This window comes from Moritella sp. (assembly GCF_013215705.1).
GTDB lineage: Bacteria > Pseudomonadota > Gammaproteobacteria > Enterobacterales > Moritellaceae > Moritella.
Window position 1 is genome coordinate 1 of sequence record NZ_JABSQR010000041.1, and the last position, 16,789, is coordinate 16,789.

At 39.4% G+C, this 16,789-nt stretch carries 11 protein-coding genes; 6 read left to right on the plus strand and 5 right to left on the minus strand.

What is annotated here, in order from left to right; genetic code table 11:
- Positions 1 to 734 precede the first annotated feature (734 nt).
- From HRT96_RS20515 to HRT96_RS20540, 6 genes are all read left to right on the plus strand, one after another.
- Positions 735 to 1,481 carry a DUF4145 domain-containing protein gene (locus HRT96_RS20515; protein ID WP_293160314.1) on the plus strand — a complete coding sequence of 249 codons (747 nt, stop codon included), beginning with the start codon at positions 735 to 737 and terminating at the stop codon, positions 1,479 to 1,481.
- Positions 1,482 to 1,513: 32 nt separating this feature from the next.
- Positions 1,514 to 2,041, plus strand: a complete 528-nt coding sequence (locus HRT96_RS20520) for a hypothetical protein (RefSeq protein ID WP_293160316.1) — start codon at positions 1,514 to 1,516, stop codon at positions 2,039 to 2,041.
- A gap of 53 nt (positions 2,042 to 2,094) precedes the next feature.
- A complete protein-coding gene (locus tag HRT96_RS20525) occupies positions 2,095 to 2,802 on the plus strand; it encodes a hypothetical protein (protein WP_293160318.1) in 708 nt (235 codons plus the stop codon).
- The gene (locus HRT96_RS20530; RefSeq protein WP_293160320.1) at positions 2,799 to 3,236 is read left to right on the plus strand and encodes a hypothetical protein; all 438 of its coding nucleotides are present in this window, start codon (positions 2,799 to 2,801) and stop codon (positions 3,234 to 3,236) included. Before HRT96_RS20525 ends, HRT96_RS20530 begins: the two co-directional genes overlap by 4 nt.
- A 134-nt stretch (positions 3,237 to 3,370) precedes the next feature.
- The gene (locus HRT96_RS20535) at positions 3,371 to 4,063 is read left to right on the plus strand and encodes a hypothetical protein (RefSeq protein WP_293160322.1); all 693 of its coding nucleotides are present in this window, start codon (positions 3,371 to 3,373) and stop codon (positions 4,061 to 4,063) included.
- Positions 4,064 to 5,173: 1,110 nt separating this feature from the next.
- Positions 5,174 to 9,961, plus strand: a complete 4,788-nt coding sequence (locus HRT96_RS20540; RefSeq protein WP_293160324.1) for a PA14 domain-containing protein — start codon at positions 5,174 to 5,176, stop codon at positions 9,959 to 9,961.
- Between the two features lie 59 nt (positions 9,962 to 10,020).
- Here HRT96_RS20540 and HRT96_RS20545 read toward each other — a convergent pair whose 3' ends face one another.
- The 5 genes from HRT96_RS20545 to HRT96_RS20565 form a co-directional block, all read right to left on the minus strand.
- Positions 10,021 to 10,767, minus strand: coding sequence for a glycerophosphoryl diester phosphodiesterase (locus tag HRT96_RS20545; protein WP_293160326.1), 747 nt, complete (start codon positions 10,765 to 10,767; stop codon positions 10,021 to 10,023).
- A gap of 159 nt (positions 10,768 to 10,926) precedes the next feature.
- Entirely contained in the window at positions 10,927 to 11,466 is a 540-nt protein-coding gene (locus tag HRT96_RS20550) for a hypothetical protein (RefSeq protein WP_293160328.1), read from the minus strand.
- Positions 11,467 to 11,538: 72 nt separating this feature from the next.
- Positions 11,539 to 13,377 (minus strand): sugar phosphorylase, encoded by a 1,839-nt coding sequence (locus tag HRT96_RS20555; RefSeq protein WP_293160330.1) that lies wholly within the window; start codon positions 13,375 to 13,377, stop codon positions 11,539 to 11,541.
- 56 nt (positions 13,378 to 13,433) lie between these two features.
- Positions 13,434 to 14,660 carry a glycosyl transferase gene (locus tag HRT96_RS20560; protein WP_293160332.1) on the minus strand — a complete coding sequence of 409 codons (1,227 nt, stop codon included), beginning with the start codon at positions 14,658 to 14,660 and terminating at the stop codon, positions 13,434 to 13,436.
- A gap of 65 nt (positions 14,661 to 14,725) precedes the next feature.
- On the minus strand, positions 14,726 to 16,576 hold the full coding sequence (locus HRT96_RS20565) for an HAD-IIB family hydrolase (RefSeq protein ID WP_293160334.1): 1,851 nt from the start codon (positions 16,574 to 16,576) through the stop codon (positions 14,726 to 14,728).
- Positions 16,577 to 16,789: the final 213 nt, after the last annotated feature.

Consider the following 16,789-nt stretch of genomic DNA (forward strand, 5'->3'; position numbering starts at 1 on the left):
CAACCATAATGGTGATGCTATTGGTTAGTATGACTGGTAGGGCAAAGACTCTGCCGCGCAGCGGCTTCGTTCAACAAAGCGTTTAAGAGCGATTCTCAACACTTGGCATTTCCAGTTCAAGGTTGAGCTTTGTATCTACGGTACAATGGTTTAGGTTAGTTGGTTAAGCGTTGTTCACGCCTTAAGGCGGCGTTAATCTGAATTTAGCAATACTTTCTGTAATGCGAAACACTCCCTATAAAGCTTATACTCTAAGCCATTAATGTCCATCAATGGCTTAGGATGATCGCTCTAAGCCGAAACGGCCCCTTTTCGAGTTAGATCCGTTAATCACTCGCAATGTATTCATATCGGTTTGCCATACATTTTATCATGTAAATTAAGTAACTAAATTGACCATATTTATGTTTAATAAAAACTATTAAACAAGGATAGTTTAATACAATATCATTAGCATTTTGGCAAGCAGCCTCGAATTTCCAAAAAATAATCAGGTTTATCTTGCCTGTGATATTTAATATCAATACAATCAATTGCATAGATAGTCTTTTTATAACTTGAAAGACTAAAAAATAATTTACAAGACGGCTCGATTTGTCTGAAGTAGGCAATAAAACAACTTCCGATACAACCTTATTTTTCAATGTGTTAACCTATTTTTGTAATGGTAAATGGATTTGGGAATTCGAGACGTCCGACTATACAAATTTATGCCGATAATGGAGTTTTACACTATGGATGATAAATTGTTTCATACGCACTTTCGAAGTGAAGATATACCAAATTGGCCTTGTCCCATGTGTAGTGCTAATTCACTATCGTGTTCTGCTGAAGGCTTTCATAAGCAATACAAAGTACCAATTGATCCTAACCATCCAGCTTTTTCGCCTGACGACATCGGGTATGTTTTCAGTATGAATTTGAAATGCACTATCTCTTCATGTGATTGCAGAGTTATGTGTATTGGAACAGGGGATGTATCACAAGAGTATTTACATGATGGTTCTGGTGATTGGGGCTGGTTTGACAATTTCGAAGTGAAATTTTTTGAACCACCATTACGTTTATTTACTCCTCCAAATGGAACCCCAAGTGGAGTTATAAAAGCGTTAGATATTTCATTTTCTACATATTTTTCTTCACCTAGTACAAGTCTTAGTACTTTACGCGCTGCTCTTGAGGTTTTACTTGGTGAAATGGATGTATCATCAGTAGACGAAAATGGTAATTTTTTATCTTTAGCCAGACGAATTAGTTCATTGCCTGAGGGCTATCGAAAAATAATTGAACCAGCAAATGCCATTAGGTGGCTAGGCAATGATGGTACTCACTCTGGTTATCATATTCGAAGATCAGATGTGAATGATGGGTACAACATTTTTGAACATATTTTGGTTGAGTTATATCCTGAACAGAAAGCTTCGATTGAAGCTTTAGTAGAACGAATTAATGCTGCAAAGGGTGTAGACCGAACTGCATAACGAGGCGTTATATTTTTATCGGAGTTTTAGTTTTGTTTGAATGGTTGTTAGATGCATTTAGTACCCCGACAGGGAAATCACAATTTATTTCGATATTTGTATCGTCATGTGTTGCGATCTCCGTTCTATTATTAAATCAAAAATTGACGAATATCAGGGAACGAAAAAAAGTATATGTAGAAAAAATAGAAGAACTCTATTTAGCGGTTATTGAATATTTGGAGACTTGTGACGATCTCATTACCGATATTCAAAAAAGCACCTACAGAGAGAGTGAAACTGGCTATCATCGCTACAATGAGGCTACTTATGATAAAAGAGAGTCTTCAATAGCTAAAATTGAAATGTTATGTGGTTTGTATTTCCCAGAAGTAAAATTCGAGCCTAAAGACTATTGTATATCAAAGATGCCTGCCTTTTCGGCGGCAACAAGTGGAAAGTTTGCTAGAAAAGAGGTTAGCGGAGAGCAAGTGGTTAAAGAGTCTAGAGTGCATATTGATAAGGCATCTATAGAACTCAAAGGGATTTGTCGCAACCTTATGAAGTCAAAAATGCTATAGAACAAAATATAACAGGGCATGATCTTTTATTGAATTTGAGTTGGAAATGGTAAATGAATAAAAAAAATTTAGAAGCTTGGCAAAAAGCTCCTGTTAAAATCGTAAGTGAAGCTATCCAACACACAAATAAGCAAAATGAAGAAGATAATTTGATAGCCTTTCTCCTGTTAGATGTTGGTACTGAAATGTTGCTTAAAACCTATTTAGGGTTACCCAAAAAGATTACGGGTTCGATAACCTCTGAGGATGAAAGGTACAGCATCATTCGCAAAGGTTTCCACGATGTAATCGAAGGAGTAAAGAACAGCAGACAAGGCATTAGCGCTAAAGATCTTGCTAGAGTAGAGTTTTTTCATGGGATTAGAAACAAACTCTATCATCAAGGAAATGGTTTAACGGTTCAACGTGTTCATTTAGAAGAATATATTTCAGTAATCAAAACACTTTTTAAACAGTTACTAAAGGTGGACTTAGATGTACAGCTTTCAAATTCGAGCTTAACGAAGGAAGAAGCTGAGCGTATTTCCTTGATTAAAGCAGATATTCATGAGTCTTTAAAGTTAACTAGAATCAAAAGAAAGGATCTCGAACTCTGCTGTAATCTAGTAGTTGAAACTGTAGCCCCTAAATTACTTTTACCCTCATTTATCAGAAATTTTACAAATTTCCGAAAAGAAGCTTTTAGTGAAGATGACTACATTTTGAAGGAGATGAGGTCATCACTTACAAAAGGCTACCAAATGATACTAATGAACGTATGAAAATAGTCGGGTGGTTTGAAGAGTTTGTTACCCCTCTAGTACAGAACTCACCATATTTTAATGCACTCTATAGTCAAGTTGAGGTCGGTAATAAATACCACATCGAAGCTATGAGACGTCATCTTGGTATAAAGAACATAGACGTAGAGAGACAAAAAGTACCTCATATGCTTAGTATTGTTTTCAATGACGTCTTTGACCTAAATGATTTTTATATCAATATCGTTGAAATTATCGTGTTTAATGATGTGTATTTTATGAACGAATTGGACTTTATTATTTTTGACTATAAAAATATATACCCACAATCATACGATCAATCTGATTTGGAATATTGGGCTTCTACACTTGATTCTTTCAAATCTCAAAATAAAAAGCTTGAGACTTATATTAGTCAGATAAATTTATGGTTGGACAGTACGACTAAAAGCTAACATATAATTTAAATGGAACTAAACAGTTGGCTCAGTGTCGCTTCGCTACACATTATAGCCAACAATTTTAGTCCGCTTAATGTGGGCTTTAGGTGCTAATCATTTCGTTAGCGTTCAGTTAATAGGGGAAGTCGTTGAACCAACTAGATAGGATTATAACTTCGTTTAGTAATGTAAGCTCTTTCTTCGAAATTCTCAGTGAGTATCACGAAAAGCAACATCTAGAGAATCTTGATTACAAGAATCGATCAACCAAGGAGTTAACTGACTATGTAAATGCTGCTCAAAAGTCAGAGCGTGAAATGGGTGAGTTTTATGATTACCATAACTATGATCTAAGAGTTGAGGCTGAGTTACGTCATGAAGAAATGGCTGCACAGGCACAATTTGAATTTTTTAATTTTCAGAAAGAACAACACTTAATTTCATTATTAGAAATGAAATTACTTTACTTATATAAAGAAGTTGAAATTAAACTAAAAACTATTTTATCCTCAAAATTTAATGAAAAAACAGAGGATTTATCGAGTCTATATAAAATTGTAAATTGTTTTAAGATCAATAAGGTAAATATAAAAAAAATTGATGGGTATGCAGATATAAATAACCTTCGATTAGTGTCAAATGATTTGAAGCATTCGCTAAAAATTAATGGGTCAAAAAAATTACAAGAATTTAATGGTGTTGAACGCTTTAATAGTCATGTGCTTGATAAATTCCTTTACGGCAAAGTCTATAAGATTGAGTCATTTTTCAAGTTGATAATCGATAGCATTAATGGAGTGAAAGTTAATGCGTATATAGTTTCTGGTGATATTCCTTTTTAGAAATACTCACCAGTGTACACTTCGTCTATTTTAGTCCGCTTAACGTGGCGTTAATCTCAACTTCGCTTTACTTTCAGTAATGCGAAACGTCCTTATTGAAGCATAAGCTCTAAGCCATTCCTGTCCAGCTATGGCTTAGAGCAATAACTCTGACCCTTGTGATAACCCTAACCCTAAGCGATGAATGCCACCATAAGTCCAAGTTTATCTGCTTGGAGTTGCCAACATCCTACTCTTTAAATATTAGATTTATGTAAACCGTGTTAATGATCCAGAAAGGTCAGTTTGTTGATCAGCTAGCGCACTAGATTTCAATGAGATTTGCATTAGTACAACTTAACCACTTTTAATACTATTCTAGTTTGTGTACAGATCTTAATTGATGAATGTTGCTTGAAGTCGAAATGAAGAGGTAGCTCCACATTGAATTTTCTGAACTGGCTTCTCACTTCATTTTCAGAGAGGGCATTTAAATCAAGAATCATATGACTGGGTTTACAATTACTCATTCCTGTAAATCTCCGTAAAGTTAAACTAGTTAATCAAGCACTCCTCTTTCGCTCAACTATAAACTAGTTAGTCAGGTATCTCTCTCTATCAAATATAAGAGGTTGGACTTTTTTTGTTTTGTAGAATTAGTAGGGCCAAACTAACCTCTATTCTAAGCTTAAACTGGAGTCTTATTTCAGTCTAAAAAAGTTGCCAACTGTTTCAGTCTAAAAAAAATTCCAACCGTAATTCGTGTATCGGGTTACGCTGTGCGTTTTAACTCATTAACATCAGAACAGCAACAAGACGTTATCACCCGTACATTCGCTAAAACAATGTAATGACATAGATATATCTGTTAATCATAATCCTTCCTAACCTCAGTAATTACTGGGGTTTTTTCATCTTAATATACTGCGTCACCTTTTGAATGAATTATAAACAATATTGTGGCCATTTATTGATATTGATTGTAGTTTTTACTCGCCGTGCTTTTAAATGTGCTTTCGTATATGTATTTTCATATACGCACTGCCATATGTGAATTATCATATGTGGCTGTGATTTTATATTGCACCATCAAAAAAGATGGGGTTTATTAGATAAACTTAGGAAAGCATAATGAAGTATATGTTCTGGATTGTATTAATCTTATCGGTTACAGGGTGTAACGAAAATTCCGGACCGGAACAAAGTATTCATGTACCAAGCTCTGTGCTTGAGCAACCGGAAAAAGAGGTTGTGGCCGTTGAAAATGTGCGATTAATTGCTACTAGCAAAAAGAGCTTGACGCTAGGCTGGGATGATAGTCATGACGCGGCAGGCTATATTATTCGTCGAGATAATAATAAGATCGCGACGGTTAGTCGTGGTTTATATCGCTTCACTGATAATTATTTACAAGAAAATCAGCGTTATGTCTATGAAGTATTAGCGCTTGATCGTGAGGGGCGAGAGTCTGAATCGCATGCTATAACCGCTTTAACAATTGAGAATGACAGCCCTGTCATTTCACCGATTACTGATATTATTTTGCTAAACGATACCGCTGTGGTTGGTTATGTTGTGACTCAAATAGATGCAGCCGATGCCAATGGTGATTCATTACATTATCGAGTTTCTAATGAACAGGCATTGAATTATTTTGCTATTGATGAGCAAGGTATATTAACTGTGACGTCATCGATTGATGCGTTGTCATTACAAGTCATGGATATTTTTGTAGATGTTAGTGATGGCTTAAGTACGGCAACAGTGAAACTTGAGGTTGGATTCATACCGTATGCGGAAAAACCAGAGAATCAAGGGTTGCTGCGTAAGTACTATCGAGATAATCGCGTTCGAGGTTTACTTTCTGAGCTTAAAGCATTACCTACATTTCCAGATAATCCGACATCTATCAATATTGAAACTAACTTCGAATCACCAAGTAATTTTGCAAATAGATACGGCCAAATAATGGAAGGCTATATCGTGCCGCCTGTCACAGGTGAATATAAATTCTGGATTGCATCAAATGAACAATCTGAGTTGTTATTAAGTGATAGTGGCAGTACTAAGGGACTAACCAGAATTGCTTATACCGACCATTCTACATTAAAACATGAATGGGATCCTGTGCGTTATGATAGCCAAGCTTCTGAAATAATATACCTTGAAGCAGGTCAAGCATATGCTGTAAGGGCGTTAATGGCAGAGAAGTATTACTCTGACTTGTTAGCTGTCGCTTGGGAAGGTCCTGGCATTTCACAAGGGGTTATCACTAATGAATATCTACGTTTACCTATTGATATGATAAAACCAGCGTCTATTTTTAACTTTAATTGGCTAAAAACGGCCGAAGATACGGTGATTTTACAATGGAATGCGACAACCGATAATGTTGATGTAGAGCGTTATTTAATTTATGCAAATAATACGTTGTTCGCAACAACAGGTAAGGACGAGTTATCGATTGAGTTAACGGGATTAGAAAGTGCCACTCGTTATGACTTCACTATTCGCGCACAGGATAAAGCCGGTAACAAGTCGCTGGAAAGTGATTCTTTGATGATCGTGATTGATGATTTTATAGCGCCTTCGATGGTGACTAATATTAGGGTTAATGAAAAGGGGACTGATTTTATAGGTTTGAGTTGGGATGCTTCAACCGATGAAGATAAACAACAAATACTTTACCGAATTTATCAAGGTGGAGAATATGTAGCACAAACTTATGATACGAATTATAAACTAAAGCAATTATTACCTGTTACGAATTACGATATTACATTTGAAGCCATTGATATTGTTGGTAACCGTAGTGGTTTATCAAGTGTGCGATCGATTCAGACTAACGCCTTGGTTGCTGGTACTCCTGTATTCGAATATCCGTATTATGAATTTGCGGTTCCTGCTAATCACTCTATCGGTACTTCGTTTGCAATATTGAGTTTTAATGAGCCGCAGGAGCTGGTATTTAAGATAATATCTGGTGACGATGCTGACTTGTTTGCAATCAATGAGAAAGGCCAGCTTAGCTTGAAACGTCATATACTTGAGGGCGAATCCCGTTCGTTTAATCTTGAAATTACAATAACTAAAGCTAATAAAACAAGTGCTACGCTAGTGAAAGTGAATGTTTTACCCCGTGATGTATTAGTTTATCAAGGTGTGTCACAGGAAATATGGACTGGAATATCCGGTTCGAGTGTTGCTGTTATTAATACTTTAGCCTCGATTAATCAACAAAGTACATTAACAGACTTTAAATCACTCACCAATATGGGGTTTTCTTATGGCCAACGAGTTTATGGTTATTTCACTGTACCAGTGAGTGGGGAGTACAGTTTTTGGATCGCTTCTGATGATAATAGTGAATTACGTATTAGCCCTGATATGACGCGTGATAAAGCTGAGTTAGTCGCACATATTACGGGTTATACTCGTGAAGATAACTGGCGTGATAGTAGCCAGGTTAAAACGAATATTAATTTAAATGCTGGTCAGTATTATTATATCGAAGTGCTTCATAAAGAAGGCGGTGGTGGTGATCACATGTCTGTTGCATGGCAGGGGGCTGGTATTCCCAATCGTACCTTGATGACGGGAGAGTACCTGATACCGTACAGTCGTTTTCATCCTGCTGCGGCACAAGTAGAAACTGCAATACAAACCGGTTTTGATAGTCAAGGCAATCAGCTTAAGCTTGATATTAGTGTAGATGAAAGCGCTGAGGGTTATCCAGTTTGGGTCTATTATGGTGAAATGGATGCTGGTAGTAATACTGAAGGCTGGCAGTATCGCGTTAAGTTAAATGATTTGTTAGCTGGGGAGCATAGCATTACATTGTCACCAATAGATCCCGGTAAAACGTATTATATTCGGACTGTGACTGCTGGGCCTACGGGCAGTATCTGGAGTCAGCATACGATTACTGTGAATACGGTTGTTATTGATCCCAACAAAACTGCTGGTGAGTCATTACCGAAAAATATTGATATCGATGTTAGCATTAATGACGTTGACTACTCATTAGCGTTAACCAAACATTCGGTACGTTCTCCCAATTTTCAATTACTCACATTTGATTCTCGTCGAGTCAAAGAATATGAATCTGTGTCACCAATGCCAGAGATTCGAACTTACCGTGGCATTGTAACGAATAACCCGACTGTCACTATTACTGGTGTGGTTGATGCGTTAGGTATTATTCACCTTTCTGCTTGGGGGGGAGATATGCTGGCTTGGCAGAAAAATGTTGATGTCAGTGAATTTATAACTATAACGGCGTTAGGTAATGATGAAACCAATACTCAAGAGTTAATTCTTGATTTTGAGTTGCCTTCTATTGAGAATGGCCGTTTATATCAACCGCAACCTGGACATGACTTCCATAATAGTTTAGCGCGTGTGGCTTTTAAATTTGAAGAAAATCAATTTGATAAAGCAGCAGGAAATAACATTGTTAATGGTATTGCGCAAATGGAAGGGCATATTAATGAACTTGACTATATGTGGGCACAAAAAACAGGCTTACGTTGGGATATTGGTAAAGCAGTTATCGAATTAAAAGGAGATATCGGTAAGGCTACGCAAACTCGTCCGAGTGCGCCAGATGCTACTAACTTCAGGATTGATTTTCAAGATCCGGTGAATGGCGGGCAGTGTTGGGGTGGTGGTTATTGGGTTGGCTGTACCGCAGGTTATACCATGAGCTGGGGCTTCACTCATGAAATTGGGCATAACTTAGGGTTAGGCCATGGTGAACAAACCGATAATAATAATCAAATCCAAGAGCCAAAAACGCATATGGGTAATATGCAAGCATGGAATACGACGCGTCGGATTCAAAAAGGCTCTCGCTTTAAAGCCGCGAAGGCATTAACCGACCCAATGTTACCTGCCACTTTTAAAGATTATTTAACTGTGTATAAAAATGAATCTGGCTTAGTCGATCCACTCGCAAATGATTATGATGCGAATGGCGATGTATTAACAATTGCTCGTTTTGACTCGACAACATTAGCGGGTGGTGCGATTGCTGTTGATGGAGATTCATTACGTTATACGCCACCAGCCGATTTTGTTGGGGTAGATCAATTTAGTTATGTTGTCACTGATGGTGAATATCAAACCCGTGGCCCTGTGATGATCCAAGTGTTAACGCCTGAATTAGCCGCCAATTGGGATATGGATAACTTAATCGATAATAAAGTGACGGACTTGTCTGGTTTTAGTCACGATTTACAGGCCGAAACAGCAGGTGTTACATTGACGGAAATGCAAACTACAGGGATAGCAGACCAAGGTATTACTATTCCACTGTTAGCGTCAAAGCTGGTGGCTGATGATCCTTTAGGTGACAGCTTATTACCACATAAATTAGATCCGGGTCATAAAAGTTTTACTGCAGCAATGTGGTTTAAATATACGGTAACCGACGGTGATAAACTGCTTATTGGTAAATCGTCTAAAACCCCAAATAATATGAATTATGGTGGTTGGGAGATCCGCGCTAGTGGACATGATTTAGAAATTCAAGTTAACTTCCGCGACCGATTTATGTATCCGAATAATGTAACGATCACTCAACCTGCTGCAATTGTTGACGGCAGTTGGCACCATGTGGCCGTTGTCATCGATCGAGAAAATCAGCAATTACTTGGTTATATTGATGGTGCACCGTTTGATCTACAAGGTAATTTACCTGCTGGGGATAGTCCGATCATTGCGGCAATGAATACGTCTGGTTACGGTGGCGGTTCACCATTTAAAGTGGGTGGGCATACGAGCGTTACCTGTGAAGATGGTGCGACCTCGGATGACCCTAAAGTTTGTGTATCCGCATTGGAACAAGCATATGATAGTGTCAAAATTTATCATAAAGCATTGTCAGCACAGGACGTCAGATCTTTATTCACGGAATAAAGCGTAACTTTAGATACATCCACCGGTGTGTTGTCGATGCTTAATAAGCTTATTATTGGTTAGCTAATACTTTGTATTGTGAATTCATGTGCGATATCGGTACAAATACCGTCAACGCCCCAGTTGAATAACTGATTAGCACGCGCATGATCGTTGACTGTCCACACGTTAACTTTAAAACCGGCAGCTTTAAATTTATGAACCATTTCTTGTGTTAAACCTTTGTCTTGTGGGTGGATGTAATCAGCGTTACACCAATCTAGAATTGAGTTCCAATTATCCCACAAGTTGTGGCTTTCAAATAAACAAGCAACTTGAGTTTCAGGGCTACGACGTTTGAATTCGGTTAGTGCAAGGTGGTTGAAACTTGAGACGATTAATTCACGCTCAGGGTCTAGGTTTTTCAGCCCAACGATTAAGTTATCAATAAGGGTATAACTTAACTCTGGGCTGGCTGCACATGATTTTATTTCGATATTCATGTTTAGCTCAAGCGTATTTGCTAAGGCAATTAACTCTTCAAGAGTGGGTAGTTTTTCACCAATGAATTGGTCTGCAAACCAGCTGCCTGCATCGATATTAGCGATATCGTCGCAGCTGATGTTATATAACTGACCACTCTTGTCGGTACAACGATCTAAGGTATCGTCATGGGAAACAATGATCGTACCGTCTCTTAAAATATCAACGTCACACTCAAACCACTGAATATTATGAGCTTTACATAAAGAGAATGCGGCTAATGTATTTTCTGGCGCGAGGGATGACATCCCACGATGAGCAATCAATCTTTTTGTTGTTAACATATTGACACTAAATGGTGGCGAGATAATAGATGTGATTATAGAAACGAAATGTGACACTAATACTACCATCGCCATTCGAAATTTAAAAAATAAAATAAAGGTTTAACTTCATGTATTGCAATATTGTTAGCCGAAGATAATCCGAGTATGCAGTTTGTTTTATTTTTGTGTCGTAACAGGGATGATGATATGAACATAGGGCGACCCTTTCCACATCACGTAGGGACCACCATTACGCGGGTCTGTCGGTAGTGAATCGAGTAGGGTTTTATCTGGGGTTATTATCATTAAATGCGGGCCTTCTTTGATCCACTGATTATCACTTGTTTTTTCTTTGGCGTAAGGGTCGATATTACTTGCCCCTTCGTCACCAGCAAGCATATACGAGATACCCATGGCTTTAGCTTGGAATGGTTTTTTGTTCATCCATGCGTCAGCCCATGCCAGCCAAGGACCGTCTAAACACATCGGGGCTTTACCTTTTAGGTGAGGCGGCGTAGGAAAACAGGCGTAGTTATTCGAGCCTTGTTTTAATACCTTGTGATCCCAATCCAGTACGGTTACTTTACTTCGCAAGGCGATAGGCGCAGCACTCAAGGCATCTTTGAGTAACTTTTGGGATTTACTGTCATTATATGCTGTAGCGGTAAAACTACTGCAAAGTAATATTGAACCTAAAATATAGGATGTAACTCTCATTACACTACCCCCCTGTTGATTAAGTTCAGGAATGTTACAACAGAGTATAGTTAATATAACTTTGCTTTGCGTTTAACGGTTACTCAACCACAATGTTTGGTAGGGGGAGAGTGTTAATATTTGGCTAATATCGTCGATGGTATCACCGGTAATTAAGTCATACCAAAAATCGCTGCTGATCAAGTTCACGCTGACTAGCGCTAATGTCAGTTGTGTATTAGATATATTAGTGATGCAGAATATGCTTTGGCTACGGTCGATGCTTTGTCGCCAAAATCCAAAGAGTTGTTCGCCTAACTGTAAAGTGAATTGAGTGGCATTTGGGTGAAACGCCGGCTGCGCAGTGCGTAATGTGATCAGGTAATTGATATCATGCAATGACCGTGCGTGTTGGCTTTCGGGATCATTAAGCTGTGCGGTGAGCAAATTAAGCTGCCAGCGATGTCGGTTAATGGCGCGATTATGACTGGTGTGTTGACGTTTTTTATAATCATTACCGGTGCCCAGTAAACTATGAATGTAGATGCCGGGGATACCTTCGAGTGCGAACATGATCGTGTGGGCACAGATGAAACGTAAATGTCCCCATTCATCTCTACCTGCTGTTGTTCCTTGTAATGCATCATATAAGCTAATGTTTAACTCGTAAGGTTTACGCTCTATTTTGGTTTGCGAACTCGCGTTATTTTTGGTATCTGTGCTCACTGTTCGCCAGGATATTTCACCACCAAACGCTTGCATCGTCGTGACTAACTGATTTATCTCTTGCTCAGACAGTAACCCTTCAGCAGGTCGTAAGCCAATACCATCGTGCGACGCGATAAAGTTAAAATAAGCCGTGCCATTTTGTGCTGGTGGCATACTCATCATCCATTGTTTTAAGTATTGGCAATTACCGGTTATCAAGGTATTGACTAATAATGGTGGTAGGGCGAAGTTGTAGATGCAGTGTGCTTCGTTGCCATTACCAAAATAGGTCAGGTTCTCTTTGTTGGGAATATTGGTTTCGGTAATGATCACGGCGTCTGGGCGTGCATGTTCGATTAGGGTTCTGAGTAAACGCACCATTTCGTGGGTTTCAGGCAAGTTAATGCAAGGTGTGCCGGCTTTCTTCCACAAGAAGGCGATAGCATCGAGGCGGAACAGCTTCACGCCATTGTCTAAGTATTGGCGGATAATAGACACGAAATTGATGAGTACCTTGGGATTGCTAAAATCAAGATCGACTTGGTCATGGCTAAAGGTACACCATACTTGCTGTTCGCCGGAGGCGGTTTGTGTACATCTAAACAAGGGAGACGTGCGCGGTCTAACGACGGCGTCTATATCGTAACTGTTATCACTTTTATCGGTATTCGTTGAGACCGCTGCGTTTGACAGTGAATAAGTTGCTGCGGTATAAAAATAATCATAACCAGTACCTTCATCACGGATGAAGTTGTCAAACCATTTACTGCGGCTAGAGCAATGGTTGATCACTAAGTCTGACATAAGGTGATAACTTTGCGCTATCTGCTTTATATCATCCCAATCACCTAAGGCCTCGTTAACGCTGGCGTAGTCAATAACCGAAAATCCATCATCACTGCTATACGGAAAAAATGGCAAAATATGCACACTGTTAATGGTATTGGTACAATAACCTTGTAGAAAACGATGTAAAGTCTGCAGCGGCTTTTCATCTGGATTGAGGATACTGTCACCGTAGGTTATTAAGATGGTATCTTTTTCAGACCAATGATTTATTTGTGGTGTTGGCGTATGCAACTGATCGGTTAGCCGCATGGTGCTGATCAATTTAGCGGCCAGCGCTTCGATTGATACGGATAACTTAATATCCGCATAAATTGTGCAGAGCTGCTGTGCTACTCGCTGTTGTAACTGTAGTTGTAAGTTGTTTGGATTTAACATCGTCACCATCCATTTTATAGTGTTGATACGGCTATAATTGAGCGTTCAACTCTTCACTACTGAGATATAAACTCTGCTCTATCTAATTCAACGGCTTCCTTGAGGCGTTCTAAAACGTCAGGCATGGCTGAGATAACGCGGTTCCAACTGGGCATGAACGGTTTTTCCATTGGATTGTCGAGGAAGTTTTGCCCTGCGGTCATAATATTCTGCGCAAAAATTTCCACCGCTTCTTCTTCTGCATGAATATCGAGCGTTAAGCCATTCATGACCGCATCGTTATAATAGGTCTCAACAAAATCCAAGGCGATACGGTAATAGGTCGCTTTGATGGTGCGGAAATTCTCATTGGTGAAGGTATGACCCTGCGTTGCGAGTTTGCGGAAAAAAGCCTTGGTAATATCAATCGACATTTTTGATAAACCGCCGTTTTCATTATCCAATGACAGGTCTTGATGTTTATGATCGTATATATCCGCAATATCAGCTTGGCATAATCGATTATGGGAGTAATTACGGTGCATTTCTGACAATACACCGATCTCTAATCCCCAGTCACTTGGAATGCGAATATCGTTGAGTACGTCTTTGCGGAATGAAAACTCACCCGCGAGTGGATAACGGAAACTGTCCATGTATTCAAGGTAATCGTTATGACCAACAACGCGTTTTAATGAGCGTAATAATGGTGTGATTAATAATCGAGAAACACGACCGTTAATTTTACCGTCGGCAACGCGAGCGTAAAAGCCTTTACAGAATTCATAGTTAAACTGTGGGTTAGCAACGGGGTAAATTAAGCGAGCGAGCAGTGATCTGTCATAAGTTAGAATATCGCAATCATGCAGAGCCACAGATTCAGATTTACCTGATGCGAGAATGTAACCCATGCAATACCAGACGTTACGGCCTTTACCTAATTCTTTGGGTGCTAAGCCTAGTTCGGCGAGTTCGGCATCAAGTGCTTGCAGGCGAGGGCCATCATTCCACAAAATACGATGATGTTGTGGCAGGGCACCGAAGAATTTTAACGCGTGTTTATATTGTGCTTCATTGGCGCGGTCCAAACCTATCACAATCTCGTTTAAATACGGCACATCTTGTAAATGATTAATAATGTTAGGCAGTGCTTCACCTTCTAACTCTGAGAAAAGTGATGGGAGAATTAATGCCATAGGACGCAGTTTCGAAAACTCGATGAGCTCTGCTTCCATTGCTTCTAATGGACGTTGGTTTAGGTTATGCAGTGTTGTAATAACACCATTTTGATAAAAATCAGCCATGATAAACCTTCCTTAATATTTGCATCTAACTATTGAACGACAGCTTAAATTAATGCGTCATGAATTTAAGCTGTCGTTTGTTCAAGCTCAGGTAACATTATTGGTACTACGTTGGGAAGTAGCCTAGGTGACAGCTCAGATAATACCTGCGGTAATAACTTAGCTAACACTTCTGCCCAGCCTGTTGGCCCCGTATTTTTACTGGTGATTAAGCGCTGTTTACGTTTTAATTTTGGTGGTATGTGTACAGGTGATGAAATGATGGCGGCATATTGTGCAGCTTCTAACATGGCAATATCGTTATTACCGTCACCAAGCGCGATAGAGTAGGGCGTTTGCTGTGGATTAAAGAATTTGAACTGCTCCATTAACCAGTCCATTGCTTTGCCTTTGTTGCAATTGCCGCAGACATGTAAGAAACGCCCGCCTTCTAAAACTGTCGCACCTTGTTTGTTTAAATGTTGGATAAATAGTTGTTTCTGCGCGGCATTGCCATGCCAGAGTACGGGCTCTCCGTATTGCCTCTGACTGGCAAGGGTCGCACTTGCTGCATCCAATCCTGTCGCATTGACTATGTCGTTAACTGTCATGTTATTCATATTGGTAAACAATGCAGTTAATTCTACGGGTACGGTTGGCAGCAGTGATAACCAATGTTCGCGTAAATGTACGAGAGATTTAACCCAGTAGCCATCTTGTTGTATTGTGCCGATAGGCTGGTGACTAAAGTAGTTAACTGGGATGTAAACAGCTGCACCGTTTTCAACAATAAAGGGCCCGTGTAAATCTAATATACGTCTTAATTCGACCAATTCGACGTAAGTTTTGCTGGTATTGGGAATAACCGGTATTGCCGCGCGTTTTAATTCAGCCAGCGTCGTTAATGCGGGTGTAAAGCTGTAGTTATCATGATCGAGCAAGGTGCCATCAAGATCGGTGAAAATGGTCGGGTAATGATCAAGCTGTATCGATTGAGGACAGTATGAATGCACTATATTTCGGTGAGTATCGAGTTCAAACACCCAGTTACATAAGGTGGGTAATGTTGTTAATCCATGTTCGGTGAGTCGTTGAAAATAAGCGGTAAACAGTTTTATCTCAGATTCGGTCATGACACGTTCAAGTGGGGTGCTGAGCGTTAGTGCTTGTTGTTTTAATTTTAGCTCTTGTGCCAATCGCCACTGATAAACAGTATCAAAACTCGGTGCTTTAAGCATGACTAACATATCTAGTCGTTCATAAAGTGCAGCATAATGGTGTTTTATCTGGTTGTTCACATAGCGACGCCAAACACCGTATTTATCTTTTGTCGCTTCAAGACTGTTGACGGGTTCGAATAGTGCTTCCTCTGTTTGGGCTTGTACGCCTAAGCACCAACCTTCTAAGATAATGACATCAACAGCGCCGTAAATCACAGGCCATTCTGATTCGGGGTAAGGGTTGTCGGTGGTTTTATTAAATCGAGGCAGTGCCACGGGGGCTGATTTATTGTTAGCGGATTGCAGCTTATCTAATGTGTCGTGTGCAAGTGATAAATTATGCGTTCCAGGCACGCCACGAGTTTGTAATAAGTGATGCTCATGTACAGATAAATTTTTACGTTGCTGGTGGCTATAATAAAAATCATCGAGAGAGAGAACCGCAACATTCATTTTATATTCGCTGGTTAAATAGGTAGCGAGGTAATCAGCGAGTGTCGATTTACCTGAACCTTGGCAACCATTAATACCAAGTAAAACAGGAGTTTGTTTGTTATGACTGTGTTCTGCATTGGTGACGGTCTGCGCTAATGCACTGTATTGGTGCGATCTAATTGCCGATATGAGCGCGGAGTACCATTTTGCAGCATCCGCTAAATAAGACGTATCGAGTGTATTACGCTTAATGAATGCAGTTAATTGCGGGTTTGTCATCATAAAAGCCATCCTTGAATGAGCGAGTCTTATTATGAATTGTTCAATAACTGTGCCAGTTGTTGTGGCTTGGTAAAGTGATACCTCTAAAGTATAGTTTTTTATGTTTTAATCGGGCGTTTTGGATCGCGCTTTTGATCAGGATCAATTTCACTGGTTGCTATATCATATTTCTGTTACCATCGCCGCCTTAATCTACAGCTCTGGATTTACGTT

Excerpts from the sequence above, each read along its gene's own strand:
- HRT96_RS20545 (WP_293160326.1), bottom strand. The coding sequence starts at position 10,767 with ATGTTAACAACAAAAAGATTGATTGCTCATCGTGGGATGTCATCCCTC.
- HRT96_RS20560 (WP_293160332.1), bottom strand. The coding sequence starts at position 14,660 with ATGGCTGATTTTTATCAAAATGGTGTTATTACAACACTGCATAACCTA.
- HRT96_RS20565 (WP_293160334.1), bottom strand. The coding sequence starts at position 16,576 with ATGATGACAAACCCGCAATTAACTGCATTCATTAAGCGTAATACACTC.
- HRT96_RS20540 (WP_293160324.1), top strand. The coding sequence starts at position 5,174 with ATGAAGTATATGTTCTGGATTGTATTAATCTTATCGGTTACAGGGTGT.
- HRT96_RS20530 (WP_293160320.1), top strand. The coding sequence starts at position 2,799 with ATGAAAATAGTCGGGTGGTTTGAAGAGTTTGTTACCCCTCTAGTACAG.
- HRT96_RS20555 (WP_293160330.1), bottom strand. The coding sequence starts at position 13,377 with ATGTTAAATCCAAACAACTTACAACTACAGTTACAACAGCGAGTAGCA.
- HRT96_RS20550 (WP_293160328.1), bottom strand. The coding sequence starts at position 11,466 with ATGAGAGTTACATCCTATATTTTAGGTTCAATATTACTTTGCAGTAGT.
- HRT96_RS20515 (WP_293160314.1), top strand. The coding sequence starts at position 735 with ATGGATGATAAATTGTTTCATACGCACTTTCGAAGTGAAGATATACCA.
- HRT96_RS20525 (WP_293160318.1), top strand. The coding sequence starts at position 2,095 with ATGAATAAAAAAAATTTAGAAGCTTGGCAAAAAGCTCCTGTTAAAATC.